Annotated in this window: 25 protein-coding genes and 1 riboswitch; of the genes, 18 read left to right on the forward strand and 7 right to left on the reverse strand. The window is 35.8% G+C overall.

Annotation, left to right across the window (positions count from 1 at the left end; all coding sequences use genetic code 11):
- The first annotated feature begins 174 nt into the window (after positions 1-174).
- From potA to ACQKNI_RS05230, 9 genes are all read left to right on the forward strand, one after another.
- A complete protein-coding gene (potA, locus tag ACQKNI_RS05190) occupies positions 175-1,158 on the forward strand; it encodes a spermidine/putrescine ABC transporter ATP-binding protein PotA (RefSeq protein WP_088231370.1) in 984 nt (327 codons plus the stop codon).
- On the forward strand, positions 1,155-2,003 hold the full coding sequence (gene potB, locus ACQKNI_RS05195) for a spermidine/putrescine ABC transporter permease PotB (protein ID WP_088231369.1): 849 nt from the start codon (positions 1,155-1,157) through the stop codon (positions 2,001-2,003). The genes potA and potB overlap by 4 nt, the downstream gene beginning before the upstream one ends.
- A gap of 6 nt (positions 2,004-2,009) precedes the next feature.
- Positions 2,010-2,810: a spermidine/putrescine ABC transporter permease PotC gene (gene potC / locus ACQKNI_RS05200; RefSeq protein ID WP_088231368.1), complete on the forward strand. Its 801-nt coding sequence runs from the start codon at positions 2,010-2,012 to the stop codon at positions 2,808-2,810.
- A gap of 38 nt (positions 2,811-2,848) precedes the next feature.
- Positions 2,849-3,898 (forward strand): polyamine ABC transporter substrate-binding protein, encoded by a 1,050-nt coding sequence (locus tag ACQKNI_RS05205; RefSeq protein WP_088231367.1) that lies wholly within the window; start codon positions 2,849-2,851, stop codon positions 3,896-3,898.
- 59 nt (positions 3,899-3,957) lie between these two features.
- On the forward strand, positions 3,958-4,605 hold the full coding sequence (locus ACQKNI_RS05210) for a phosphatase PAP2 family protein (RefSeq protein ID WP_140417398.1): 648 nt from the start codon (positions 3,958-3,960) through the stop codon (positions 4,603-4,605).
- A gap of 110 nt (positions 4,606-4,715) precedes the next feature.
- Positions 4,716-6,908: an MMPL family transporter gene (locus ACQKNI_RS05215; protein ID WP_088231366.1), complete on the forward strand. Its 2,193-nt coding sequence runs from the start codon at positions 4,716-4,718 to the stop codon at positions 6,906-6,908.
- A gap of 102 nt (positions 6,909-7,010) precedes the next feature.
- Positions 7,011-7,427 carry a histidinol dehydrogenase gene (locus tag ACQKNI_RS05220; RefSeq protein ID WP_088231365.1) on the forward strand — a complete coding sequence of 139 codons (417 nt, stop codon included), beginning with the start codon at positions 7,011-7,013 and terminating at the stop codon, positions 7,425-7,427.
- A 98-nt stretch (positions 7,428-7,525) separates the two neighbouring features.
- Positions 7,526-8,449 carry an RluA family pseudouridine synthase gene (locus ACQKNI_RS05225; protein ID WP_088231364.1) on the forward strand — a complete coding sequence of 308 codons (924 nt, stop codon included), beginning with the start codon at positions 7,526-7,528 and terminating at the stop codon, positions 8,447-8,449.
- A 91-nt stretch (positions 8,450-8,540) separates the two neighbouring features.
- Positions 8,541-9,146, forward strand: a complete 606-nt coding sequence (locus tag ACQKNI_RS05230; RefSeq protein WP_098252417.1) for a DUF1648 domain-containing protein — start codon at positions 8,541-8,543, stop codon at positions 9,144-9,146.
- Between the two features lie 40 nt (positions 9,147-9,186).
- On the opposite strand, the gene ACQKNI_RS05235 is transcribed toward ACQKNI_RS05230, so the two are convergent.
- From ACQKNI_RS05235 to ACQKNI_RS05250, 4 genes are all read right to left on the reverse strand, one after another.
- The gene (locus ACQKNI_RS05235) at positions 9,187-10,008 is read right to left on the reverse strand and encodes a CAP domain-containing protein (RefSeq protein ID WP_088231362.1); all 822 of its coding nucleotides are present in this window, start codon (positions 10,006-10,008) and stop codon (positions 9,187-9,189) included.
- A gap of 464 nt (positions 10,009-10,472) precedes the next feature.
- Positions 10,473-11,801 (reverse strand): (Fe-S)-binding protein, encoded by a 1,329-nt coding sequence (locus ACQKNI_RS05240; RefSeq protein WP_098252416.1) that lies wholly within the window; start codon positions 11,799-11,801, stop codon positions 10,473-10,475.
- Positions 11,798-13,210 carry a glycolate oxidase subunit GlcD gene (gene glcD, locus ACQKNI_RS05245; protein ID WP_427282245.1) on the reverse strand — a complete coding sequence of 471 codons (1,413 nt, stop codon included), beginning with the start codon at positions 13,208-13,210 and terminating at the stop codon, positions 11,798-11,800. The genes ACQKNI_RS05240 and glcD overlap by 4 nt, the downstream gene beginning before the upstream one ends.
- A 117-nt stretch (positions 13,211-13,327) precedes the next feature.
- A complete protein-coding gene (locus ACQKNI_RS05250; RefSeq protein WP_098252415.1) occupies positions 13,328-14,443 on the reverse strand; it encodes a CdaR family transcriptional regulator in 1,116 nt (371 codons plus the stop codon).
- Positions 14,444-14,579: 136 nt separating this feature from the next.
- Between ACQKNI_RS05250 and ACQKNI_RS05255 the strand changes: the two genes are divergently transcribed.
- The 9 genes from ACQKNI_RS05255 to ACQKNI_RS05295 all read left to right on the forward strand — a co-directional run bounded on the left by ACQKNI_RS05255 (position 14,580) and on the right by ACQKNI_RS05295 (position 22,715).
- Positions 14,580-15,548 (forward strand): YncE family protein, encoded by a 969-nt coding sequence (locus ACQKNI_RS05255; protein ID WP_088231358.1) that lies wholly within the window; start codon positions 14,580-14,582, stop codon positions 15,546-15,548.
- Positions 15,548-16,219, forward strand: coding sequence for a response regulator transcription factor (locus ACQKNI_RS05260; protein ID WP_088231357.1), 672 nt, complete (start codon positions 15,548-15,550; stop codon positions 16,217-16,219). The genes ACQKNI_RS05255 and ACQKNI_RS05260 overlap by 1 nt, the downstream gene beginning before the upstream one ends.
- A 3-nt stretch (positions 16,220-16,222) precedes the next feature.
- Complete coding sequence (locus ACQKNI_RS05265; protein WP_088231356.1) at positions 16,223-17,623, forward strand: sensor histidine kinase; 1,401 nt, start codon at positions 16,223-16,225, stop codon at positions 17,621-17,623.
- A 205-nt stretch (positions 17,624-17,828) separates the two neighbouring features.
- A complete protein-coding gene (locus ACQKNI_RS05270) occupies positions 17,829-18,518 on the forward strand; it encodes a FadR/GntR family transcriptional regulator (RefSeq protein ID WP_255294748.1) in 690 nt (229 codons plus the stop codon).
- Between the two features lie 167 nt (positions 18,519-18,685).
- Positions 18,686-19,405 carry a (Fe-S)-binding protein gene (locus tag ACQKNI_RS05275; protein ID WP_088231354.1) on the forward strand — a complete coding sequence of 240 codons (720 nt, stop codon included), beginning with the start codon at positions 18,686-18,688 and terminating at the stop codon, positions 19,403-19,405.
- A gap of 16 nt (positions 19,406-19,421) precedes the next feature.
- Entirely contained in the window at positions 19,422-20,843 is a 1,422-nt protein-coding gene (locus tag ACQKNI_RS05280) for a LutB/LldF family L-lactate oxidation iron-sulfur protein (protein ID WP_088231353.1), read from the forward strand.
- Positions 20,843-21,553, forward strand: a complete 711-nt coding sequence (locus ACQKNI_RS05285; RefSeq protein ID WP_088231352.1) for a LutC/YkgG family protein — start codon at positions 20,843-20,845, stop codon at positions 21,551-21,553. Before ACQKNI_RS05280 ends, ACQKNI_RS05285 begins: the two co-directional genes overlap by 1 nt.
- 113 nt (positions 21,554-21,666) lie before the next feature.
- On the forward strand, positions 21,667-22,389 hold the full coding sequence (locus ACQKNI_RS05290; protein WP_088231351.1) for a prepilin peptidase: 723 nt from the start codon (positions 21,667-21,669) through the stop codon (positions 22,387-22,389).
- A 14-nt stretch (positions 22,390-22,403) separates the two neighbouring features.
- The gene (locus tag ACQKNI_RS05295; protein WP_088231350.1) at positions 22,404-22,715 is read left to right on the forward strand and encodes a cyclic-phosphate processing receiver domain-containing protein; all 312 of its coding nucleotides are present in this window, start codon (positions 22,404-22,406) and stop codon (positions 22,713-22,715) included.
- 27 nt (positions 22,716-22,742) lie between these two features.
- Here the strand turns inward: ACQKNI_RS05295 and ACQKNI_RS05300 are convergent, their stop codons facing one another.
- The 3 genes from ACQKNI_RS05300 to ACQKNI_RS05310 all read right to left on the reverse strand — a co-directional run bounded on the left by ACQKNI_RS05300 (position 22,743) and on the right by ACQKNI_RS05310 (position 26,198).
- A complete protein-coding gene (locus ACQKNI_RS05300) occupies positions 22,743-23,594 on the reverse strand; it encodes a formate/nitrite transporter family protein (RefSeq protein WP_088231349.1) in 852 nt (283 codons plus the stop codon).
- Between the two features lie 194 nt (positions 23,595-23,788).
- Entirely contained in the window at positions 23,789-24,583 is a 795-nt protein-coding gene (locus ACQKNI_RS05305) for a TerC family protein (protein ID WP_088231348.1), read from the reverse strand.
- A gap of 90 nt (positions 24,584-24,673) precedes the next feature.
- Positions 24,674-24,840, reverse strand: a riboswitch (yybP-ykoY riboswitch).
- Between the two features lie 38 nt (positions 24,841-24,878).
- Positions 24,879-26,198 (reverse strand): TrkH family potassium uptake protein, encoded by a 1,320-nt coding sequence (locus tag ACQKNI_RS05310; protein WP_088231347.1) that lies wholly within the window; start codon positions 26,196-26,198, stop codon positions 24,879-24,881.
- Between the last annotated feature and the right edge of the window lie 28 nt (positions 26,199-26,226).

Raw genomic sequence — 26,226 nt, forward strand, 5'->3', positions numbered from 1 at the left:
ATAAAGAATAGAAGCGAACGCTTGTTAAATAATCATTTTTGTTTGGATCGAAACAAAACAAAACAAAACAAAACAAAACAAAACAAAACAAAACAAAACAAAACATAGTCTATAGAATATAAATATTTATTCATAAATATAAAAATTAAAATTTAAGGTAGATAGGACGGGAAAATGAAAAAGATTATTAAAGTTGAAGCAGTAGAAAAACATTTTGGAAATCAAGTGATTATCCCACCTCTTTCTTTAGATATTAAAGAAGGAGAATTTTTAACAATTTTAGGACCGAGTGGTTGCGGGAAAACGACGTTACTTCGTATGATCGCGGGTTTTGAAACGCCAACTAAAGGGAATCTTTTATTAGATGATGAAAAAATTAACGATTTGCCGCCATATAAGCGTCATATGAACCTAGTGTTCCAACATTATGCATTATTCCCGCATATGAGTGTGGAGAAAAATATTTGTTTCGGTATGAAAATGCAGAAAGTACCAGCAGCAGAGCAGAAAGAGCGTGCTGAAGAGGCAATGCGTTTAACGCAGTTACTTGAGTTTCGTAATCGTAAACCTTCAAAGCTTTCTGGTGGACAGCAGCAGCGTGTAGCAATTGCGAGAGCGATTGTTAATAACCCACGCGTATTATTATTAGATGAGCCACTTGGAGCACTTGACTTTAAGTTACGAAAAGATTTGCAACGTGAATTGAAGAACTTGCAGCGTAATTTAGGAATTACGTTCATATACGTAACGCACGATCAAGAAGAAGCGATGAGTATGAGTGATCGTATTGTCGTTATGAATAAAGGACATATTGAACAAGTCGGTACGCCGAAAGAAATTTATAATCAACCGAAAACATTGTTCGTTGCGACGTTCATCGGTGAAAATAATATCGTGAAAAATGGGGAAAGCTACGTAGCAATTCGCCCTGAGAATGTAAAGGTTCGTTCGGTTGAAGAGCCAATTTTAAAAGAATACCATCTTGGACATATTGAAGACATTGAGTTTGTTGGAAATATGGAAAAGCTTTATGTACGTGATGAGAGAACATCAGAATTACTAATGGCGTATCAAACTGCTGAAGAAGTAGCACAGTGGAGCATTGGAGATAATGTATATGTAGGCTGGGAGCAAGAGGACGAGGTGACCTTAAATTGAAAAAAGGGAAATTACTCGCATTACCTACAGTCGTATGGCTGTTACTCTTCTTCCTAATTCCACTTCTGTTCGTACTTGCATTTGCCTTCATGCAGCGCGGAGCATACGGGACAGTGGAAATGAAGTTTACATTAGATAACATCGTGCGCGTGTTTGATCCGTTATATATGGGGACGTTATGGGAAACGGTGAAAATTGCGGTTATTACGACAGTACTTTGTTTAGTAATTGGTTATCCATTTGCCTATACAATTACAATTGTTGATCGTAAATATCGTTCTATCCTTTTATTATTGGCAACGATCCCGTTCTGGATTAACTTCCTTGTTCGTTCATACGCATGGATTGTCATTTTACGTTCACAAGGTCTTGTAAATACATTGTTATTGAAATTAGGCATTATTAGTGAACCTTTAAATTTATTATATAATACACCTTCTGTAATACTCGGAATGGTATATTCTTTATTACCATTTATGATTTTACCAGTGTATGCGGCAATTGAGCAGCTGGATAAGCGTAAGCTAGAGGCAGCTTATGATTTAGGAGCAACACCAGCAAAGGCATTTTGGAATGTAACAGTACCGATGACGATGTCAGGGATTGTTACTGGTTCTATTTTAGTATTCGTCTCTTCTATCGGAATGTTTGTTGTATCAGACGTTATGGGTGGATCGAAAGTAGCGTTAATCGGAAACGTAATTCAAAATCAATTCTTAGGCTCGCGTGACTGGCCGTTTGGTTCCGCGTTATCTCTGATTGTTGTTCTATTCTCTGTTCTGTTAATTTACTTATATTATCGTGCAACGAAAATATATAAATATGATGGAAACGGAGGGGAATAGGCAAAGATGAAGAAGTTTTTAGTTTCTTATTCTTGGTTAATTTTATTGTTTTTGTATTTTCCAATGCTGGTTTTAATGGTATATTCCTTCAACGATTCGCGCATTAATGCGGAATGGGAAGGCTTTACATTCCATTGGTATACAGATTTATTTCAAAAACAAGATGTTATTGATGCGTTTATAAATAGTATGACGATTGCAGTTATAACAACGGTTGTAACGACAATTCTTGGTGTGTTTTTTGCGATTGCCTTACATCGTTATAAATATCGTTTTGAAGGGGCAATTAATGGTCTTGTATACTTACCCATTTTAATTCCTGATATTTTAATGGGATTATCTTTACTAATCTTATTTAGTCAATTAGGTATGGAACTTGGACAAGTAACGATTATTATTGCGCACATTACATTTAGTATTTCATTTGTGGTTGTTATTTTAGCAGCGCGTCTTTCTAGTATGGGACGTGATTTAGAAGAGGCTGCAAATGATTTAGGAGCAACACCGTGGCAAACGTTTCGCTATGTAACATTTCCAGCAATTGCGCCGGGAGTTGTTTCGGCAGCATTATTAACATTCACATTATCAATTGATGATTTTGTAATTAGTTTCTTCGTATCAGGACCAGGATCAACAACATTGCCATTATACATTTACAGTATGGTTAAGCGCGGAGTATCACCTGAAATTAATGCCCTTTCTACAATTTTAATTGTCGTTATCGTAGGATTAATGGTTCTATCTGAAATCTTCCGTAATAAAGGTGCAGATGGTGAAGAAAACTCTGGAGGACACCTTCCTTTATAATACGAATGATATAGAAAGTACGAGGAGGTAATAAACCGATGAAATTAGTGAAGACATTAGCTGGCGCAGCTATTAGCTTTGGTCTTGTTGCAGGTGTACTTGCGGGCTGTGGTGAGAAGAAAGAAGAACTAAACATTTATAGTTGGGCTGATAACTTTGATGAGCAAGTTTTAAAAGATTTTGAAAAGAAGTATAACGTGAAAATCAATTATGATAAATATGCAAGTAATGAAGAAATGCTTGCAAAATTACAAGCTGGTGGCGCGACGTATGATTTAATTCAGCCATCTGATTACATGGTAAAAACAATGGCGAAGATGGACTTATTAGAGCCGTTAGACAAGAAGAACATCCCGAACATTGAGAACCTTGTTTCTAACTTTAAAACACCTGCGTTTGATCCAGAAAATAAGTATTCTCTAGTATATACTTGGGGTGTAACAGGCATTGCATACAATAAAAAGTATGTGAAAGAAACACCTACAAGCTGGGCAGATTTATGGGACGAGAAATATAAAGGGCATGTTACTTTATTAAACGATTCTCGTGAAGTGCTAGGAATGGGACTTAAAAAGAATGGATTCTCAAATAGCACGAAAGTTGATGCAGAGTTAAAGACAGCGTCAAATGATTTACAGAAGCTACTTCCAAACTTATTAGCATTCGATACAGATAATATTAAACAAAAATTCATTACAGAAGATGCTTGGATTGGAACTGTATGGTCTGGAGATGCAGCATTTATCGCGAAAGACAATAAAGATGTAGGATACGTTGTACCAAAAGAAGGCGGCACAATTTGGGCTGATACGTTAGCAATTCCAAAAGGTGCGAAACATAAAGAACTTGCAGAGAAGTTTATGAACTACTTATTAGATGAAAAAGTAAGTGTGAAAAACTACGAGTCAATTGGGTACAGTAATCCGAATGAAAAAGCTTATCCTCTTCACAGTAAAGAATATCGTGAGAATCACATGATTTTCTTAACGAAAGAAGAATTAGATCGTACAGAATGGCTTGTTGATGTAGACGATAAGTTAAAAGACTACGATCGTTACTGGACAGAGTTAAAAACAAAAGGTAAATAAGTAAGGAAATGCGGTTTCTAAAGTAGAAATCGCATTTTTTCATAGTAGGAGGAACTCGTTTGAAGAAGAAGTTACATCAATATGAGATAATGTGTATCGGTTTATTACTTGCTGTATTTAGTATTATTGCTTGGCGCGTACATGCAGGTGGCGTTACAGTGATGGATACATATGTCCATGGATTGGTAAAAGGGTTACAGACAGAAGGCTCACTTACATTTTTCTCATATTTTACAAAGATGGGATCTGAGATTGGGATCATAACTACGCTCGTTATAAGTTTGCTCGTTTTTTGGAAGAAGCGTTATTATGCTGCGATGATTGTGTATCCAGTAGGTATTTTAGTAACGCATCTTGTGAATAAAGGGATTAAAGAAATTGTGAAAAGGGACCGTCCGTCATTAAATGAAGCGCTAGATGCACTTGGATATAGTTTCCCTAGTGGGCATGCAATGCTATCCATTATGACATTCGGATTTCTTGCTTATATCATTGCTGCAAATTTGAAGAGTGTAACGGGGAAATATGTCATAACGATTTTGCTAAGTATATTAATCATATTGATTGGATTAAGTCGAATTATTTTAAATGTACATTATCCAACTGATATTTTAGCTGGTTACTGTTTCGGTGGCATTTTATTAATTATAGCAATTTATTTTCATCGCTTGCTTACCGAAAGGCTTGGGCTTAATAACGAGAGATAGAAAAACGTCTAAAAAAACTATCATTATAGTTTTTTTAGACGTTTTTTGTTTATGTGAAGATGTGATACAGTATAAATGACAATTGAATTTTTTAAAGTAGGTGAAAATGTGTGAAGACGAATGTACATAAAGTTGATAGGTGGGGGAAGTTAGGCTCTTTTTTATACCAGTTTCGTTATACGGTAATTGTAGCGTTATTATTACTCGCAGTAGCACTCGGTATTTTCGCTCCAAAGCTTCCAGGAGTGTTGGGCGGTGATGGTTTCCAAACAGAAGGGGACTATCAAAAAACGAAAGAAATTTTAGATAAAGATTTTAAGAGGTCCCAAGATACACTCCTACTCGTTTTTGAAAAAAATAAGGATGCTTCACATGAGGAATTCCAAAAGCAAATAGAGAAAATTGTAAAGAATATTCAAGAGAAAGAGACGTATGAATCTTTCCATCACCCAGTGCAAAATAAAGAAATGTTACAAGATGATATCGGTTATGCGACAATTTTATTTTCCGGGAAAACAAATAAAGAACGAATGGAACAGACATTACAATTCGCTGACAAAATTGAGAAGGAAAGTAATAGAGTGCTAAAAGTAACACCTACAGGGTTCCCTAAAATTAATCAAGAGATTAATGAAAGAACGCAAAATGATTTAAAGGTAGCAGAGATGATTGGCTTACCAATTGCGTTTCTTGTATTACTATTTTCATTTGGTAGCCTTTTGGCATCTATTTTACCAATTGTAAATGGGGCACTTAGTGTTATTAGTACGATGGGCATATTATACTTTATAGGTAGCGATAAAGAACTATCTATCTTTGTGTTAAATGTTGCACCGATGATCGGACTTGCGCTATCTATTGATTTTGCGCTATTATTTGTGAATCGCTTTCGAGAGGAAGTTGCAAAACGAACAGTAAAAGAAGCGATAGCAATTACATATCAGACAGCAGGTCGCGCTATCGTATTTTCGGGATTATGTGTATTTGTCGGATTATCTGGTTTGTTTTTCTTTAAGATAGATTATATTCAGTCTGTTGCTATTAGCGGAATGATTGTTGTGATTATGAGTATTTTATTTTCACTCACACTTCTTCCGGCGCTATTATCGTTAATTGGTAAACGAATATTAAAAAAGAATCAAGTAGCGCATACGCCGGCAAAGGCATGGCGTACATTTGCACAATTTGTAATGAAACATCCAATCGCAATGATTATTGTTGTTACAACATTTATTGTGATTTGTTTATTGCCGCTACGTACTGCGAATTTGCAGTTCCCTGATGTGGAAGCTCTACCTAAACAGAGTGATACAAGGATTGCATATGAAAAGTATGAAGAAGCATTTAATAAAATTGTCAAAACACATGCGGATGTTACGTTAGTGGTAGAGACGAAAAAAGATATGAAAGAAAAAGAAAGTTTACAAAAGATAGAAGAAGTCGTTCAAAAGTTAAAAGATGATAAGAAAGTACATGAAGTAAGAAGTTTATACGACGGATTACCTGGAATGAAAGCAGAGCAAGTTGCTGGAATATTACAGTCGCCAGAAGCCGCGAAACTAGCTCCTGTATTTGAAGTGTACACGAAAGGAAATAAGACAACGATAGAAGTCTTTTTGAAAACAAAACCACGTACGGAAACTGCTAAACAGTGGGTTCGTGATTTTAAAAAGAATTATAAAGAAACAGATGTTACGTACTATCTAGGCGGAATGACGACGTTCCAACAAGAGTTGGAAGATGAAATTAAAGATAATGTGGTAATTGGTATGTCTGTTATATTTGGATCGACCTTTGTTATATTATTATTTGCATTTCGCTCTATACTCATTCCAGTTAAGGCTATTATTATGAATATACTTAGTTTAAGCGCAACAATTGGAATTGTTGTTTGGTTATTTGAAGGTGGGCATTTTGGTTTAGAAGCGAGTCCTGTTCTATTTGTATTACCAATCTTCATTTTCGGTCTCGTATTTGGGCTTAGTATGGATTATGAAGTATTTCTTATTTCACGTATTCATGAGATCTATGAAGAAACAGGAGATAATGATCAAGCAACGTTAGAAGGGCTCGTTTCAACGAGTAGAATTATAACATCAGCTGCTTTAATTATGATCGTTGTAACTGGTGCGTTTGCATTTACTGATATTTTACCAGTGAGGCAGATGGGGCTTGGGGTGGCATTAGCGATATTTCTTGATGCAACAATTATTCGACTTATGCTCGTACCAAGCTTGATGAAGTTGTTTGGAGACTGGAACTGGTGGCTACCATTTCGAAAAAAACGAGAAAAATCATCTTGAAAAATGCTCATCATATTGATGAGCGTTTTTTTATGAATAGCAAAGCCTACATTTTGCAAATAGTATGTGATAAGAACATTACATAATAAGTAGGTGAAGGCAATGTTTCGTTATTTTAAGTTTAAATTAAATGATACAGTACAGTTTGCTGAGAACGATGGGCATATGTATCGCATTGTCGGTTATCGGTTAGAAAAAGGATTTTATCCAAAAGATGAATGGACTCATATCATTTATGAACTGCTTAGAGAATTTGACGGGTACACGATGGATGCAGAAGAAGAGGAGCTTGTAAAGGTCATTCAAGTAGAGGATGAGTATTATAAAATACAAGAAGTATCAGGCTATCGTTATCCAGTAAAAATGAAGCAAAAACACCAAGTGATGAAAGTAGAAAAGATTGACGATTTATTAGATACGTATAACGACTATAAACGATTGGCGGATTTCTTTAAAGATTTATCGTATGAACAAAAAGCTGAAGAATTGTTGCAGGAAATGAAAAAGCTTAGAGCATGAGGGACAGTCTACTATAAGACTGTCCTCTGTTTTTAGCGGTGCATCAAAGTGTGTTTTCCGTTACAATGAGAGAATCAATAGAAATAAGGTGATACAATATGGAAACAAAGAAGAAGGGCGAATGGTGCGAAATGACTGTTCCAGCTACATGGAATGGTATAAGTATCGAATCGTTATTAAAAGTAGAATGGGAAATACCGAAAAAATTATTACATCAGCTTCGTATGGAAAAAGGAGTTACTGTTAACGGGGAACAGAGAAGATGGAATGAACCTTTAAAAGAGGGCGATAAATTGCAAGTTCATATGTTTATGGAGGAGGAGTACGGTGTAGAACCGGAATATGGTGAGTTACATGTAATATTTGAAGACGATCACGTACTCATCGTAAATAAACCAGAGCAAATGGATACGCATCCTGCTGAAAAAGGTGGAAAGGGAACACTTGCAAACCTTGTTGCGTTTCATTTTCAAATGCAAGGTTTAGAGACGAAAGTTCGTCATATTCATCGCTTAGATAAAGATACAACAGGTGGTGTTGTGTTTGCTAAGCATAGAATTGCTGGTGCGATTATGGATCGTTTATTAATGGAACGAAAAATTAAGAGAACGTATGCGGCGCTTGTTGAAGGGAAAGTAAAAAAGAAGCAGGGAACAATTGATGTAGCTATTGGAAGGGATCGACATCATGCTACGAGACGTCGAATTTCTCCAAAAGGGGATGAAGCTATAACTTACTATAAAGTAGAAAAATACTTTAAGAAGCAAGATGCAACATTCATCACGTTACAATTAGAAACAGGTAGAACGCATCAAATTCGTGTTCATATGAGCTATAATGGTAATCCGTTAGTAGGGGATGTATTATATGGTGGACAAACAAAATATATGTCAGCGCAAGCGTTACATGCAATGAAAATTAATTTCCTACATCCAATTACGAAAGAAGAGATAGAAGTTGATGTACCATTTCCTACAAAATTAAACAATACTCTGAAAGAATTTCAAAGAGTGAATGCGTAAAATGTAAATATCAATTTGAGAAAAGTAGATTTTTGCAGGAATTTCTCTAAAAGAAGCGAAGCCGTTAAGAGAAAAGAGAGGTGAGAATCACTTGGTCAAATATAAATATATACTAGGAATATGTTTCGCTTGTCTCTTAGTTACTCTATGTCTCTATCCATATTTACCAAACCGGATGGCAGTGCATTGGAATGAAAATGGCGGGCCGAACGAGTTTATGAGTAAACAAGTTGTAGTATTATTTATTCCTTGTCTTATTATTTTCTTACATGGATTCGTGTATATTATTTCACATAATATATATAAGTTTAATGAAAGAGAGCATTTTATTATAAGTGGGTTTATAAAGACGATTACTTTATTTATGTTGTTTATCCATATGCTCATTCTCTTTATTAATTTTGGAAGCATTATATCTTTTCAGACAGGATTAACGATTGGGATTAGTATGTTTCTTTTTATGCTTAGTAAAGAGTTTAAAAAGGTTAAGAGTACGGAGAAAGATCCAATCAAATTACAAAAGATTCGTTTAGTGAGTAGGCGGATTTTTCAAGTGATGGCATGTGGTATATTATTTTCATTGTTTTTGAACTTGAAGTGGGGATTTTATGTGTTACTTAGTGTAATAAGCTGTGGTTCTATTTTGTTTATGTTCTACATTTTATATTCCTACATAATAGAAAGTTACGAAACTTAAAAAAGAGTCTTCTTGTTATGAGAAGACTCTTTTAATCTATTTATTTCGTAATAAATTGTTGTGTCCAGTAGTTTCCATTTTCTACATAGCCAACACCAATGTGAGTGAAGCCACTATTTAAGATGTTTGCACGGTGTCCAGCGCTGTTCATCCAAGCTTGTACTACTTCTTCAGGTGTACGTTGACCTTGAGCGATGTTTTCACCTGCAGATGTATAAGAAATACCAAATTTCTTCATCATGTCAAACGGAGACCCGTATGTAGGGCTGTTATGATCAAAGTAGTTATTCTTTTGCATATCTTCAGATTTAATACGTGCTACTTTGCTTAATTCAGTATCGATTTTTAGTGCTGGTAAGCCTTGTTTTGTACGCTCAGCGTTTGTTAATTCAACAACGCGTTGTTCGAACTCACTTAAAGATTTTGCTTCTTCAGCAGGCTTTTCAGCAGGTTTTTGTGTTTCGTTTTGAGTGTTATTATTTTCAGCTGGTTTTGAAGCTTCTGGTTTTTGAACTTCTTCAGCAGGCTTTTGTTCAGCAGGTTTTTGCTCAACAGGCTTTTGAGTTTCTGGCTTAGCTGTTGGTTGCTCAGTTACAACATTTTCAGTAGGTTGTTGACCAGGAACGAAGCAGTTTGGTTGGAAGTTAGCTTGTTGCCATTGTGCTAATGATTCAACTCCCATAGATTGTAAGAATGCTTGTAATTCTTGTTGGCTCATTTGCTTCATCATCACTTTTGAATGCTGAATATTTTGAACATTTATGTTAGATGGTTGTACTGTTGCAGCTTGTGCATCTAAAGATGATACTCCTAGAGTAAGAGCTGTTGCAGCAGCTACAGATAATAAAACACGCTTTTTCATGATGTGTGTCCCCCTATATAAAGTTTTAATTTGTTTTCACACGATTTGTTTTGACAGCCTGTCTGACTGACAAATTCATCGTAGCATACAATTTGCGAGAAAAAAGATGGAAAAAAATTCATAGACTTAAAAATTACCTAATTTATCCTAAGTGAAGAAAAGGAAAGAAATAAGAGAAACGTAGAGTATAAAAGGAATTTTCAGCATCTGTATACGTTGTTTTAAGAGGGGGTTTTTGGATAAAGTTACCTAAATAGAAAATGAAGAATCCTATTGTATCAATGGTTTGAGCGGTTTTCTGAGGAATATAATGGATTGATTTTTACAAAACTGTAATGTTTCTGTTGTTCTTTTTTATAATAAAGTAACATATTTTTAATGTTGTAGCGGACAAAAAAGCGGCTATCTCTTTACATAGACGAAGGAGATAGCCGTTTTCTTATTATTACGTATGTTACGAGTTATTACGAGTTGGTTTCAATTGCTTCTAATAATAGATCTACAATGTGAATTCCTCTCATTTTATGAGAAAGCCCTTCGCGCTCAATACCTAATTTCATTTGTAATAAACAACCTGGATTTGCAGTAACAATGGTTGCTGCGTCTGTTTCATGCACACGGTCCATTTTGTAATCTAGAAATTCCATTGATAACTCTGAATGAACAATATTGTAAATACCAGCAGAACCACAGCAGCGATCCGCATCTTTCATTTCACGGTATGTTGCACCTTGGATGGCTTCTAGTAATATACGAGGTGCAGAAGATGTTCGCATAACATTGCGTAAGTGACAAGAGTCTTGATACGTAATAATTTGCGGCGTGAGTCGTAAGTCATTGCGTTTATGGAAATCTAATTCTACTAGTATAGCAGTAATATCTTTAATTTTAGAAACAAACTGCTTTGCACGTTCAGCCCACTTAGGATCGTCTTTTAAAAGATAGTCATAGTCTACGAGGTAAGCTCCGCAACCACCAGCATTCGTAATAATATAGTCGATGTTTAAATCTTCGAATGCTTTTATATTTCGTTTCGCTAATTCTTTCGCTCCACTCTTTTCACCAGCATGCCCATGTAATGCTCCGCAGCAGTTTTGTGTTTTCGGAATAACGACATCACAACCAGCTAACTGAAGAAGTTTCATCGTTGCGTTATTTGTTTCTAAAAACATTGTATCCATTAAACAGCCTGTGAAGAATGCAACTTGTTTTTTCTTTGTGCTTTCAGCAGGTAAAAATGTAGGGCGGTCTTTCATTGCTTTCATTTTAGGGACTTTTGGTAAAACTAAATCCATCGTTGCAAGTGTTTCAGGGAATAACTTCATAATACCTGTTTTATGTGTTAGCGTTTGTAAACCAGAACGCTGGTAAAATCCAATTAATCCTGTTAATGTTCTCATTCGATTTTGATGCGGGAATAGTCCTTCAAACACGACTTTACGTACAGCTCTTACTGGCACCGAGAACTTTTTATTTTGATTAATAATATCACGAGCTTCTTCTAATAAATGTCCATAGTTCACACCAGATGGACAAACAGGTTCGCAAGCACGACAGCCGAGGCAGACGTTTAATGTATTTTCAACATCTTCATCTGGCTCGATTAAACCATCAACGACTGCTTTCATTAGTGCGATACGTCCGCGTGGTGAATGTGATTCTTTATAACCTGATTGAATGTAAGTAGGGCAAGTCGGTAAACAGAAACCACATCGCATACAATTTAGTAGTTCATCTTCGCTTAATCGTTCTTTAAATTCCTTTTGAATGTTTTCTTTATTTAATGTGGTCATCGCTCAACCACCACTCTTTTACGAGAGTCTTTCGCGAACATTTTTCCTGGATTCATAATGTTGTTTGGATCGAAAGCTTGCTTTATACCTTGCATAGCTGCAATACCTTCTTTACCTAGTTTCATTTCTAAATAGGGAGCTTTCATTGCACCAACACCATGTTCACCAGTAATCGTGCCGTCAAGTTCAATTGCTTTCGCAAATATTTCAGCAAAAGCTTGTTCAGCTCGGTGCATTTCTTCTTCATTACGAGCATCTGTCATACAAGTTGGATGTAAATTACCATCACCAGCGTGTCCAAACGTACAAATAGGAATATTATATTTTTTTGCAATGGCATTAATAGCTTCAACCATCGGAGCGATTTGTGAACGTGGTACAGTTGCGTCTTCTAATATTGTAGTAGGTTTTAATCTAGCAAGCGCAGATAAAGCACTACGGCGAGCAGTACGAAGCGCATCTGCTTCCGCTTCATCTTTTGCAACGCGAACATCAACTGCGTTCATAGAGCGGCAAACGTTAGCCATGTTTTCGATATCTCGATTGACTACTTCGGGTGGACCGTCTTGTTCGATTAATAAAATTGCTTTTACATCGGTAGGTAAACCGATTTGCGCAAACTCTTCTACTACTTCAATTGTCGGTTGATCTAAAAATTCCAGTGTCGCTGGAATGATTTTATTTGCAATAATAGAAGAAACAGCACGTGCAGCTTCATTAATATCTTCATATAGTGCAAGCATTGTTTTCTTCGTTTCAGGCATAGGAACAAGTTTTAATATCGCTTCTGTTACTACACCAAGTGTTCCTTCAGAACCGATAAATAAACGAGTTAAATCGTAACCAGCTACATCTTTTGCTAATTTACCGCCAGTACGGATAATATCTCCATTTGGTAAGACAAGTTCAAGTCCCATTACATAATCACGTGTTACGCCATATTTTAATCCGCGCAATCCACCTGAGTTTTCATTAATATTACCGCCGATTGTAGAAATCTTCATCGAACTTGGATCTGGCGGATAAAATAACCCTTTTTTCTCAACTGCTTTAATAATATCAAGTGTAATAACACCCGCTTGTACAGTAATTGTTAAATTTTCTTCATCAATTTCTAAAATGTTGTTCATATGGCGGAAAATAAGGACGATACCGCCTTCAAGTGGACATGTTCCTGCGCAAAGGTTTGTTCCAGACCCGCGAACATATACAGGAATTTTGTGAGTGTTACACACTTTTAACACTTCAGCTACTTCATTTGTATTACGAGGAGCAATGACTGCATCAGGCATTGCTTGGAAGTTTGGAGTGGCATCATAACTATAAGTTAAACGCCCCATATTGGATGTATCTACATTATCTTCGCCAACAATGGATACGAATGAATCAATAATTTGCTTTTCTAACATTGGAAATCCCCCTCAAACTGTTAACGTGTTTAGTTATAATAAAAAACGTTGTAACAGTGCTTTCATTATAATGATAAAAAAATCGGGGGATTCTTTCTATGTGTAATCATCTAAAGATTAATCTGTTTTGTCGTTCTTTTTTGTATGATTATCTAACAAGAGGAGTGCGAAGTATAAAACATTTAAATCTTTGAATTGTTTTGGATCAAGTCCTGTATATTCCTCAATCTTTTTTAGTCTGTAATGCAATGTGTTAATGTGTATATGTAATTGCTTAGCTGTCTGTTTATAAGATTGGTTATAATCGATAAATAAACGTAAAGTTTGCATAAGCTCAAGAGATGATACTAAGTTTTCAATGGTACGCTCTAGAAACTGTTCCCGCGTTTCAGTAGAAATATCTTGTAAGCACATTTCTAAACGTAAATCTTCATTAAATACAATTTTTTTCGTTTCAAGTGATACAGAAAGAGCTCGCAATGCTTGTTCGTATGATATGTTCATACTGCTTGGAGTAACGGTTTGTCCAATCCCGATATATAAAGGAATAGAAAATAAAGTTTCACAATCCTGTTTTAACCGTTTTAAAAATTGGTAAGTTTGCTCTTTGGAACGCATTGCTGTGAATAAAATGAATCGATCATTTCCCCAGCGAACAAATAGATGTTCCGTTGTTAATATATTGCGTATATGCTGCCAAATTTTACGCTGAAGCATCGTGTCATTTTGATCGATAGAGAACAAAATAAGCTGTTTCTTCTTATATAAATCAATGCCAAGTGTTTTTGCACGATCGAGAAAACTAGGAGACCAGTCTGTATTTTGAAGCCAATCAAAGACAAATGCTTCATACGAACGGTGCTCAAGTTCCAGCTGTTCTAAAAAGTAGTTTTCGTGAATTAATAGTTCGGTCATCTTACGTAATATTTCGCCGTACTGTGAAATGTTTTCAGGTTCTCCTGTAATGCCGATGACACCAATTACTTCGTCATGGAATAGTAGCGGAAGATTCATCCCAGCTTTTACACCTTGCAGTCGCCGTTCATCTTCTTTTGTAATGATGACAGTTTTTTTTTGTTTCGCGCAGCGGAGTGCACCTTCATGAAATTGACCAATTCTTTCTGCATCTGTACTTGCGATAATAACACCTTGTATATTAATGATAATAATATTTTCTGTAATTAGTCTGCGTACTTCTCGTACAATTTTATTCGCTAAATCAGGAAAAAGCATAATTGACACACCTCAAATTTTATTTGTTGTACATTATATATGTAAATGGAGTAAGAAAGGGAAATTTCACACTTTCCACACATTTATTTGGTATTTTACAATTATAACGAAATCATCTGAAGATGGAGGGAATCTTTTGAGAAAGTATGTTTTTCTTCTCTGTTTTTTATTTCTATTAGTAGGGTGTCAAGGAAGTCCATATACACCGATTGCTAATGATAAAAATGTTATTATAACTACGAATATAAAAGAAGGTAGTATTAGTTTTATTGATAAACAAACTAAAAAACTAATTACGACATGGGAACTAAATGAGCCGATGGCAGGAATTGCACTACTTCCAAACGGTGAGGACATACTTGTATACGGCAAGCAATTAGAGTACATGTATGTATATTCACTAACGGAAGGAAGGCAAGTGGAAAAATATAAAACTGGAAAAGGCATTGTAAATGTAGTCGTATCAGAAGATAAAAAGCAATTATTCGCTGCCGATCAAACTGCTCAAAAGGTAAGGTTCTTTACGATAAAAGGGAAAGAGACAGGGAGCGTGTCAACTGGAAAAGGGCCAATAACGATGGTAGAGCATCATAACCAGTTATCTGTATTAAACTTTTATGATACGAAATTAACGACAATTGATACAAAGACAAAAGAGGTTATACAATCCTTTATGATTCCACCAGCATCAACAGGAGCGACGGTTAGTCCTGATGGGAAAGAAATATGGATTGGCGGACATGGTGATGGAAATCAAGTGAATGAGAAAGTATTAGTGTATTCATTACAGAGCGGAGAAATGGTACGTTCTTTACACGCTCCATTTATGCCCGTGAACATAACGAATGATAATAAGTACGTCTATGCATTAAGTCACGGTTCGAATACACTTCGAAAGTTTGATGTTAGCACGTATAAAGAGGTAGCTTCTGTAGAAGTAGGATCGAACCCATTTGCATTTTTAAAAAGCGGGGCAGAAGGATACGTAGCAAGTTATGATAGTGATGAAGTGTGCGTCATCGATATGAAGAATTTAAAAATAAAACAAACAATTAAAGTCGGAAAAGGACCGTTTCAACTCATAGAGAGAGAAGGGGAAGGGTAATGAGTAAATATAGAGTGCTAGTTGTAGATGATGAAAGTGATATGAGACAACTTGTAGGAATGTACTTAGATAACTTCGGATACGAATGGGGAGAAGCCGAAAATGGAAAAGAGGCTCTGAAAAAATTAGAGTCGGATCACTATGATTTCGTTGTGCTAGATATTATGATGCCTGAAATGGATGGACTGTCAGTTTGTAAAGAAATTAGAAAAACGTCAGATGTGCCGATTATATTTTTAACGGCAAAAGGTGAAGAGTGGAATAGGGTGAACGGTTTACGTATGGGAGCAGATGATTATATTGTAAAGCCGTTTAGTCCTGGTGAGTTGATTGCTCGTATGGAAGCTGTGTTAAGACGATATACAAAGCAAGAACAGCAAGAGGAGATTCAGTTTGGACCAATCTTTATTAATGAAAAAAGTAGACGAATTGAGACGGATGGACAAGTAGTATCACTTACGGTTAAAGAGTTTGATTTACTATATTTCCTTTGCCAACATAATGGACAAGTATTTAGTCGGGAACAATTGCTTGAAAAGGTGTGGGGATATGATTATGCAGGAAGTACAAGAACGGTAGATACGCATGTGAAAACGATGCGTCTAAAGCTCGGAGAAAGTGGAAACTACATTCAAACTGTTTGGGGTGTAGGTTATAAATTTGAGGTGTAACGTATGTTTACGATGGTACAAAAGCTTTGGCTTACAGTAGTATGTGCAGTATGTGTAACAGTTTCCTTTCTTTATTTTGTATCTTTATACTCATATGAAAAGCTATACGTGGACAATTTAAAAGATTCATTAGTAGTGGAAGGGAAGCGTCTTGCTACGCAATATGATAAACATGAAGGAGTAGCCACTTTCGAAGAGAAAGTAAGAGCATACGATCAAATATCTAGTTCAGATGTTCTTTTCGTGTACAATCCGCGTGATTTAAGCGCATGTTTGCCTTTTGATGTTCACCATCATTCTCTTATAAGTGAAGGGGATAGACAGTCGCTATTAGATGGAAAAACTGTGACAAAGATAGGGTATGAAGAACATTTTGATCGCAATATTATGGGTGTTGTCATTCCGGTTTTAGATAATAAAAAATTAGTTGGTATTGTATACTCTTATATTCCTTTAAAAAGTATAAAAGATTTAATATTTGATATGGGTCTTATTTTAGCGCCGTTAGCACTTGCTATGATTTTAATTACAATATGGATTGGTAGAAAAATTATTATTGCTATTACAAGACCGCTTTCGCAAATGGAACGAGTTGCAAATCATCTGGCTACAGGAGATTTCTCAGAGCGAATTACAATTTCTTCAGAAGATGAAATTGGACGATTGGGAAAAGCGTTTAATAAAATGGCGAATTCTTTGGAAACAGAAGACGTAAAGCGTAAGGAATTTTTAGCGAATGTTTCGCATGAACTTAGAACGCCACTTAGTTATATTAAAGGATATAGTGAAGCTATTTTAGACGGTGTAGCAAAGGGGCCGCAGCAGGAAAAAGTAACGCAACTCATCCATAAAGAAGCAGATCGCATGCAGCGCCTCGTTCATGATTTATTAGATTTAGCGCAGCTAGAAGGTGAACATTTTCCGTTAAAGAAGCAACCTATCGTTTTTTCACAACTTATTGAGGATGTATTAGATACGTATGAGATTAAGTTTATAGAAAAGGAAATTCGTATTTCAACAAATTTAAATCCAGAGATCATTGTAATGATTGATGAGGATCGTATGCAACAAGTACTTCATAACGTGTTAGATAATGCGATACGGTATACCGATCAAAACGGGGATATTATAATAACTTTAGAGAAAATAGACGGTTATTGTGAATTGAAAATAAAAGATACAGGAATAGGTATTGATATAGAACATTTAGAAAATCTTGGTGAACGTTTTTACCGAGTTGATAAAGCGAGAAGTCGCCAACATGGCGGAACTGGTTTAGGACTTGCTATTGTAAGGCAGATTGTTCATATACATGATGGACAGTGGAGCATTGAAAGTGAAAAAGGGAATGGAACGACAGTTAGTATAAAATTAAAGACACAAGATGAGGGAGGCATGTTCTAATGTAAAAGGACATGCTTTTTAATAAATATAAATTAATATTAAATAAATATTAAAAATTTGACTATTTTATGAACAAAACATTTGTACTTCTTACCAATTCGTTCTAAAATAGTTATGATGCAAAGTTTTTATAAATCGTTTCAATTGTTGTTTGGAAGATACTGAGGTGATTTAACTGGAGTACAAATCTATTAAACCGAAAAAAATTTACGAAGAAGTATCTGAAGCTATTTTAACAATGATTAAAAATGGTACATTAAAACCTGGTGACAAACTACTTCCTGTGCATCAATTAGCTGAGCAGTTTCAAGTTGGCAGATCTGCTGTTCGTGAAGCGCTAAGTGCGCTAAGAGCGATGGGCTTAATTGAAATGAAACAAGGAGAAGGTACATATGTGAAGAATTTCGATTCTTCTTCATTAACAAAATCATTAAACAATAGATTATTAATGAAGAAAGAAGATATTTTGAATTTATTAGAAGTACGAAAGGTGCTTGAAGTGGGGGCAGTTCGAGCAGCGGCGGCAAAACGTACGGAAGATAACTTGAAAAATATGAAGCATTGGTTAGATGAAATGGCAAAGAGCATTGGAGATGAAAAGGCTGGTGAAAAAGCAGATTTTCAGTTCCATATGGGAATTGCGGAGTCTTCGCATAATAACATTTTGCTTGAACTCATGAATCATGTTTCAGAGATGATTGCTGAAACGATTGGTGAATCAAGACGCATTATTTTATATGGTGAACAAACAACATCAGAACGACTTATAGAAGAGCATCAAGTTATATATGATGCGGTGTTAAAGCAAGATGTAGAATTAGCGCAGCAAGCAATGCTAGATCATTTAACAAATGTAGAACATATTGTCACAGGTAAAACAGATAAAAATTCGTAATTTAATCTTTTAAAAATCTAATTTTCTGATAAAATAGAGAGAGATTAAGTAAGCGTTTTCTTTAGAAGAGGGAGGGGATAGGCCATGGTTGAGCCTATTTCTTCTTTCTTAGTCATCTGATGACCATACGTTTGTTGGTGGAGTTGTAAAAAGGGGGAGTAAGAATTATGAAAGTTACTTTATTTGTTACTTGTTTAGTCGATATGTTCGAAACAAACGTCGGCAAAGCAACAGTTGAAGTGTTGGAGCGTTTAGGTTGTGAAATTGAATTTCCAGAAGCACAAGTTTGTTGTGGTCAGCCTGCTTATAATAGCGGCCATATAGAAGCAGCAAAAGAAGCGATGAAGCATATGATTGAAACTTTTGAAAACGCGGAATATATCGTTACGCCATCTGGTTCTTGTGCGACAATGTTTCATGAGTATCCGCATGTTTTTAAAGATGATCCGAAGTGGGCTAAACGTGCACAAAAAGTTGCTGATAAAACATATGAATTTACACAATTTATTGTAGATGTTTTAAAAGTTACAGATGTTGGTGCAAGTTTACCAGGAATAGCTACTATTCATAAATCTTGTCATATGACACGTATGCTTGGAGTAAAAGAAGCGCCAGGAATTTTATTATCAAACGTAAAAGGATTAACTGTGAGAGATCTGCCAAACGTACAAAATTGTTGTGGGTTTGGGGGAACGTTTTCAGTTAAAATGACTCCAATTTCTGAGCAAATGGTAGATGAAAAAGTAGATAGCGTAATGGAAACAGGTGCTGATTATTTAATCGGTGCAGATTGTGGGTGTTTGTTAAACATTGGCGGACGTATTGAACGTTTAGGAAAAGAAGTAAAAGTAATGCATATTGCTGAGGTACTGAATAGTCGCTCATGAAGGGGGAACATAAGCTATGTCTATGAAAATCAGTGAGAAAAAATTTAATGATCGCGTAGGCGATGGAATTCAAGATTCGTTTATGCGCGGTGCGGTATCGTCTGCACAAACACGTTTATATACGAATCGATTAAAAGCAGCGGACGAATTAGGAAACTGGGAAGAGTGGCGTGAACTAGGTGAACAAATTCGTCAACACACGTTAGAAAATCTTGATTATTACTTAACGCAGTTAAGTGATAATGTAGCAAAAAGAGGCGGACACGTGTACTTTGCGAAAACGAAAGAGGAAGCAGCAAAGTATATTCAAGACGTTGCGAAAAAGAAGCAAGCGAAAAAAGTAGTGAAATCAAAGTCGATGGTAACTGAAGAAATTAGTATGAACCACGCACTTGAAGAGGTTGGTTGTGAAGTGTTAGAAAGTGACTTAGGAGAGTATATTCTGCAAGTAGATAACGATCCACCTTCACATATTATTGCGCCTGCACTTCATAAAAATAGAACGCAAATTCGTGATGTATTTAAAGAAAAGCTTGGCTATGAAAATTCTGATGATCCATACGAAATGACAAAGTTTGTTCGTAAACAACTTCGTGAAAAATTTATGGATGCAGAAATTGGTGTAACAGGTTGTAACTTCGCTGTTGCAAATACTGGTTCTCTTTGTTTAGTAACGAATGAAGGGAATGCGGATCTTGTTATGTCGATTCCAAAAACGCAAATTGCAGTAATGGGTATGGAACGTATGGTTCCAACAATGGAAGAACTAGATGTTTTAGTTGGTTTACTATGCCGTAGTGCGGTAGGGCAAAAGTTAACTAGTTATGTAACAGTAGCAGGACCAATTCAAGAAGAGGAAGTTGACGGACCAGAAGAATTCCATTTAGTTGTTGTTGATAATGGCCGTTCTCAAATTCTTGGATCGGAGTTCCGTTCAGTATTGCAATGTATTCGTTGTGCAGCTTGTGTTAACGTATGTCCTGTATATCGTCACGTTGGTGGACATTCATATGGTTCGATTTATTCAGGACCGATCGGTGCGGTATTAACACCACTTTTAGGTGGATATGATGATTACAAAGAGCTTCCTTATGCATCTAGTTTATGCGGAGCATGTACAGAAGCTTGTCCAGTAAAGATTCCGTTACATGATTTATTGTTAAAACATCGTCAAGTAATCGTTGAACAAGAAGGACGTGCGCCACTAGCAGAGAAATTAGCAATGAAAATGTTTAGTATGGGTGCTTCTTCAGCTGCCTTATATAAAATGGGATCGAAAATAGCTCCGGCAGCAATGAGTCCATTTACATCTGGTAACCGTGTATCAAAAGGTGTTGGACCACTTAAAAACTGGACGGATATTCGTGAATTCCCAGCGCCAAGTAAAGAACGGTTCCGTGATTGGTATAAAGATCATAAGAAAGGCGGCGATCAATAATGACAGGATTAATTCAAAACCGTGATTCCTTTCTAGATAACATTGCAAAAGAACTTGGGCGAGAACGTAAGACAGAAGGTGTTGAGCGTCCAGTATGGAAAAATAATGTGAATGTAGAAACGTTAAAAGATTATTCACAAGAAGAATTGTTAGAAGTATTTAAAAAGCAATGTACAAACATTCATACAACTGTAGTGGAAACGACAAATGATCGTTTACGTGAAGAAATTCAAAAAGTAATCATGGAAAACGGCGGCGGACCTATTATGCTATCAGCCGATGACCGTTTTGATGCATATGGTTTAACATCTTTATTTAAAGAAGAACTGCCAAAGCATGATATTGAAGTAAATGTATGGGATCCAGAGAGAAAAGAAGAAAATATGCGTTTAGCTGAACGGGCGAATATTGGTATTGCATTTAGTGATTATACATTAGCTGAATCCGGTACAATTGTTGTACAAAGTCATAAAGGGCAAGGACGTTCTTTACACTTTTTACCGACTGTATATTTTGCTATTATTCCACGTGAAACACTTGTGCCTCGTATTACGCAAGCAGTTCAGCATATGAACGCCCGTGTAGAAAAGGGCGAAGAGGTAGCATCTTGTATTAACTTTATTACGGGACCTAGTAACTCGGCTGATATTGAAATGAATCTTGTTGTCGGAGTACACGGACCATTAAAAGCAGTATATTTCATCGTATAAAATAGGGGAAAGCAGGCCAGAAAATGGCCTGCTTTTTTAGTAGAATAAAGGATAATATGAAGTAGAAGTTCTCTCCTTTTTTTGCTATGTTCTTTTGGAAAGGAGAGGAAGGGATGTTCACTTATGTATATGCATTGTTAGTGGGTATGGTGTTTGGTTCTTTTTTTATGGTAATCGCAATGAGGATTCCTGTAGGGGAATCTATTATTACACCGCGTTCGCATTGTCACTACTGCAAGTATACGTTACAGCCAAAAGAATTGATTCCAATCATTTCATTTTGTATGCAGAAAGGGCGTTGTACGAATTGTAAAAGAAAAATCTCAAGTTTGTACATAGCATTTGAATTTATTACAGGGAGTTTGTTTGTTCTTACTGTATATGTAATTGGAATAGAACGAGAGCTTATTCCTATTTTATCGCTCTTTTCTTTACTTCTCATTATTACGGTTACAGATGCAGTATATATGTTAATACCTAATCGTATTTTAATTTGGTTTGCCTTTTTGCTTACTTTAGAATGTATTTTTGTACCGTTAGTTACTTGGATAGATAGTATAGCAGGCAGTGGGATTATTTTTATTCTGTTATATTGTGTGCGAAGGATTTATCCAAAGGGTCTTGGCGGAGGGGATGTGAAATTACTTTCGTTACTTGGGTTTGTAGTAGGAGTGAAAGGGAGTTTTATGATTTTACTTTTATCATCTTGCTTTAGTCTTTGTTTTTTCGGGATTGGTATAGCATTAAAACGTATTAAAATAAGAACCCAAATTCCATTTGGACCTTTTATTAGCCTTGGGGCAATATGTTATGTATTGATCGCATATTCAAAGTAGAGAGGAAATAGAAAATGAATGTGTATATGGATGATCAAAGAATTTGTCTGTTCGGATATGTGCTAGCAACTACAGTAGAATGTGCCTTGCAAATGGTTCGGGATTATGATGTGAATATTCTTTCTCTTGATTTTAATATGGGATGGAGACAAAGTAATGGGCTTGATTTCGTAGATGCTTTTTGTGAAGAGCGATTATATGTTAAGGAAATTCACTTGCATACAAATGATGTCATTGGTATGCATAAAATGAAGCGAAGAATAGAAAGAGGGAAAGAGCAAGGAGAGATTGATCCTCATATTGTCGTTAAATATGTAGGGAGCTAAAAACTCCAAAGTGATACTTTGGAGTTTTTAATGTTTCATATGTGCTTGTAAAGGAATGATTTCCTCTGTTTGAGCTACTGCTAATTCAGTTTCTTCCTGTTTAACAGTAGGTGCTTTCTTTGTTAAGTAATGATAAACCATACCGACAAATACGGATCCGCCAATAATGTTACCGATTGTAACTGGAATTAAGTTATGAATAGCACCCGCAAAAGTAATTGTATCAGGATGTGGTGAAACTAAAGATAAGGCAAACAGAGATAAGTTTGCAATGCTATGCTCATAGCCAGACAAGAAGAATGTGAAAACGAGCATCATTATCATCAATATTTTTGCTGTATCGCCTTTTACTTGAGAAGGTAAGAAGCAGGCAAGACATACGAGCCAGTTACATAAAATCGCTTTAAAGAATAATTGCATTGTAGGTGTGTTCATTTTTCCTTCAACGACTGTATTCATTAAATGACCGTGATCGATTGCTCCAAAAATGCCAGTTGCGTAAAATAGTAAGGCAAAGAATAAAGCGCCAGCTAAGTTACCTGCATAACAAGCACCCCAGTTACGAAGTGTATCAGAAATCGTTGTTTCTTTTCGTAAAGTTGCCACTGTGAAATACATTGTATTTCCAGTAAATAATTCAGCACCGCCATATATAATAAGTACGAGAGCAATTCCGAAAAACATGGACTCAGCTAAATAGGTTGCTGGTGAATCTGCAATGTGAAAAAAGTTACCTAATTTAAAACATAGTACAATAACAAAACCGATATAAACGCCAGCAAGTGCAGCACGGATGAAATATTGCATTGGATTTGTATCTAGCATCTGCTTCTTGCTCTTAGCCAGTTTGACAACATAATCTAATCCTTGTTCTAGCATGAATAATACGCTCCTTTAATACATCGTCTCTAAATACTCTTTATATGAATAAAGTACATGGATTTGTTCTCGTTTTCAATAAGTTTGTTCAATATTTCACAAAAAGGACATACATACAGAAGGGAAGCGTTTACAAAAGGTAGTATAATGGAATTTTTTCTGAAAATAGAAAGGGAAAAGAAAAAGCGCTGTAATTACAGCGCTTTTTCGTCTAAATTCTTTTCTACTTTTACTTCTACTTCTTTTGAGAAGAACCAACCACAAACTGCGATTCCAACTAATACACCCCAGAATGTAAGCTTCCACGGAGTAGATTCTGGGAATGAGTGTGGAAGGACACCTAAAGCAGGGTGTGCTAACGTATACACTGCTAATTTCACACCAACCCAACCTACAATTAAAAATGCTGCAGTTTCAAGTCCTGGTTTACGTTTTAATATTTGTACGAAAGCAGATGCTGCAAATCGCATAATAACTAATCCGATAAGTCCACCTGTAAAGATAACGATAAATTGCCCTGTATCAAGACTACCAATCGTACCTAACCCTGTTTTTGGTAAAGTCATTGCTAATGCAACGGCAGCTAAAATAGAATCAACTGCGAAGGCAATATCTGCAACTTCGACTTTAAAGACAGTCCACCAAAAGTTCTCTTGCTTTTTCTCTGTTTCTTTTTCTTCTGTTTCTTCAGGTGCGTTCTTTTTAACATACGTTTTAAATAAGTGATTACCAGCGATAAACATAAGATAAATGGCACCAATTGCTTGCACTTGCCATACATCGACTAGAAATGAAATCATAAATAGTGATCCGAAGCGGAAAACAAATGCCCCTGCTAATCCATAAAATAGTGCTTTCTTTCGTTTTTCTTCTGGTAAATGTTTTACCATAATTGCCAGAACGAGAGCGTTATCAGCCGCTAAAATCCCCTCTAGTGCAATTAGGATGAGTAATACCCAACCATACTCCAATAATAATGATACATCCATGTACATTCTCCTCTCATTTCTATAAGTACTAAATAAGTGAAGAATTTCCCCACTATTTAGTTTCCCCATACTCCTGCCTATTAACTTTGGAATAATTTGGTAATGAATACAAAAAAGACCTCTGCCGTTAATAGGCAAAGGTCTTGCTAGACATATGTAATGAAAATGCCAACAAAGCCGGAAGAACTAAGTTCTACGTAATGACGACTTTGTTTCCAAGAAATAATTCTTGGACGCTACTCCCCTTTGGAGATATGCTATTGTATTCTCATTATATGGATAATTTATACGGTTGTCAACCTGTTAAAATATCTTCATTCGGATATTTTATTTTTCGGTTCTTTTTACGTGCAAATGAAAAGGCCAATGTTAAAGGTCCCATTTTGCCAAAGAACATCATAAAGATAATAATAGTTTTTCCGATCATAGTTAAGTGGGGTGTTAAATTCATGCTGAGGCCGACAGTACCGAATGCTGAAAATACTTCGAAAGCACTCATCAATAGAGGAACACGCTCAGTAATACTCAAAATTAAAATAGCAAAAAAGATAAATGAAATGGAAATAATAGTAATGGTTAATGATTTGACAATGAGAGTATCTTTAATGGATTTTTTAAACACGACAATATCATCTTGTTCTTGTAAAAATTTAAATACGCCAAAAAGCATAATTAAAAAGGTTGTTAACTTAATTCCACCACCAGTTGAAGCACTACCAGCGCCAATAAACATAAGGAGCATCATTAATAGTAGGGAAGGTTTGGATAATGCAGAAATATCAACTGTATTAAACCCGGCAGTTCGCGTTGAAATTGCTTGGAAATAAGCGGCCATTCCTTCTTCAAAAGGGGTAAATCCTCTCATAGAAAGGGAGTTATGGAACTCGAATATAAAAATTAAAACGGTAGCAATAATATTTACGATTAGAGTAGAAGAGAGCATAAGTTTTGAGTGTAAAGTAAGGTTTTTAAAATTTTTCTTTCTTTTGATATCTATGATGACTGTAAAACCAATCCCACCTAAAATGATGAGGGAGGAAATAACAAGATTGACAAGAATGCTATGGGAATGGGACATTAAATTATCACTCCACACAGAAAAACCAGCGTTATTAAAGGCTGAGATCGAATGAAAAAAACTATAATATATCCCTTTCGCAATCCCGTATTTGGGTACCCATTCAAAAGAGAGAAACAAAGTAGCGATACATTCAACTGTAAAAGAGAATAAAAATAATGATTTGGCAAGACGAATGACCCCGCCGATATTCGTTTGATTTAATGCTTGTTGCAGTAAAATTCGGTTTTGAAGCCCGATTTTTCTACCGAGCATAATCGCAATTAAAACAGCAAAGCTCATAATGCCAAGCCCACCCACTTGTATAAGCGTTAAAATGACACACTGTCCAAATAAAGTAAATACTTTTCCAGTATCCACAACACCAAGCCCAGTAACAGTACAAGCAGAAACGGTTGTAAATAAGGCATCGAGCCATGAAATAGACGTTGTTGTAGCAATTGGTAATTTTAATAAGCATGTGCCAACAATTGATAACACAATAAAAGATAAAGTAAGAACGCGGGGAGGACTCATGCTAATATTAATCCGTTTCATGTCACATATCACTCCTTTCGTTTTGCTT

It is taken from the genome of Bacillus sp. NPDC094064 (assembly GCF_050279585.1).
Classification (GTDB): Bacteria; Bacillota; Bacilli; order Bacillales; family Bacillaceae_G; genus Bacillus_A.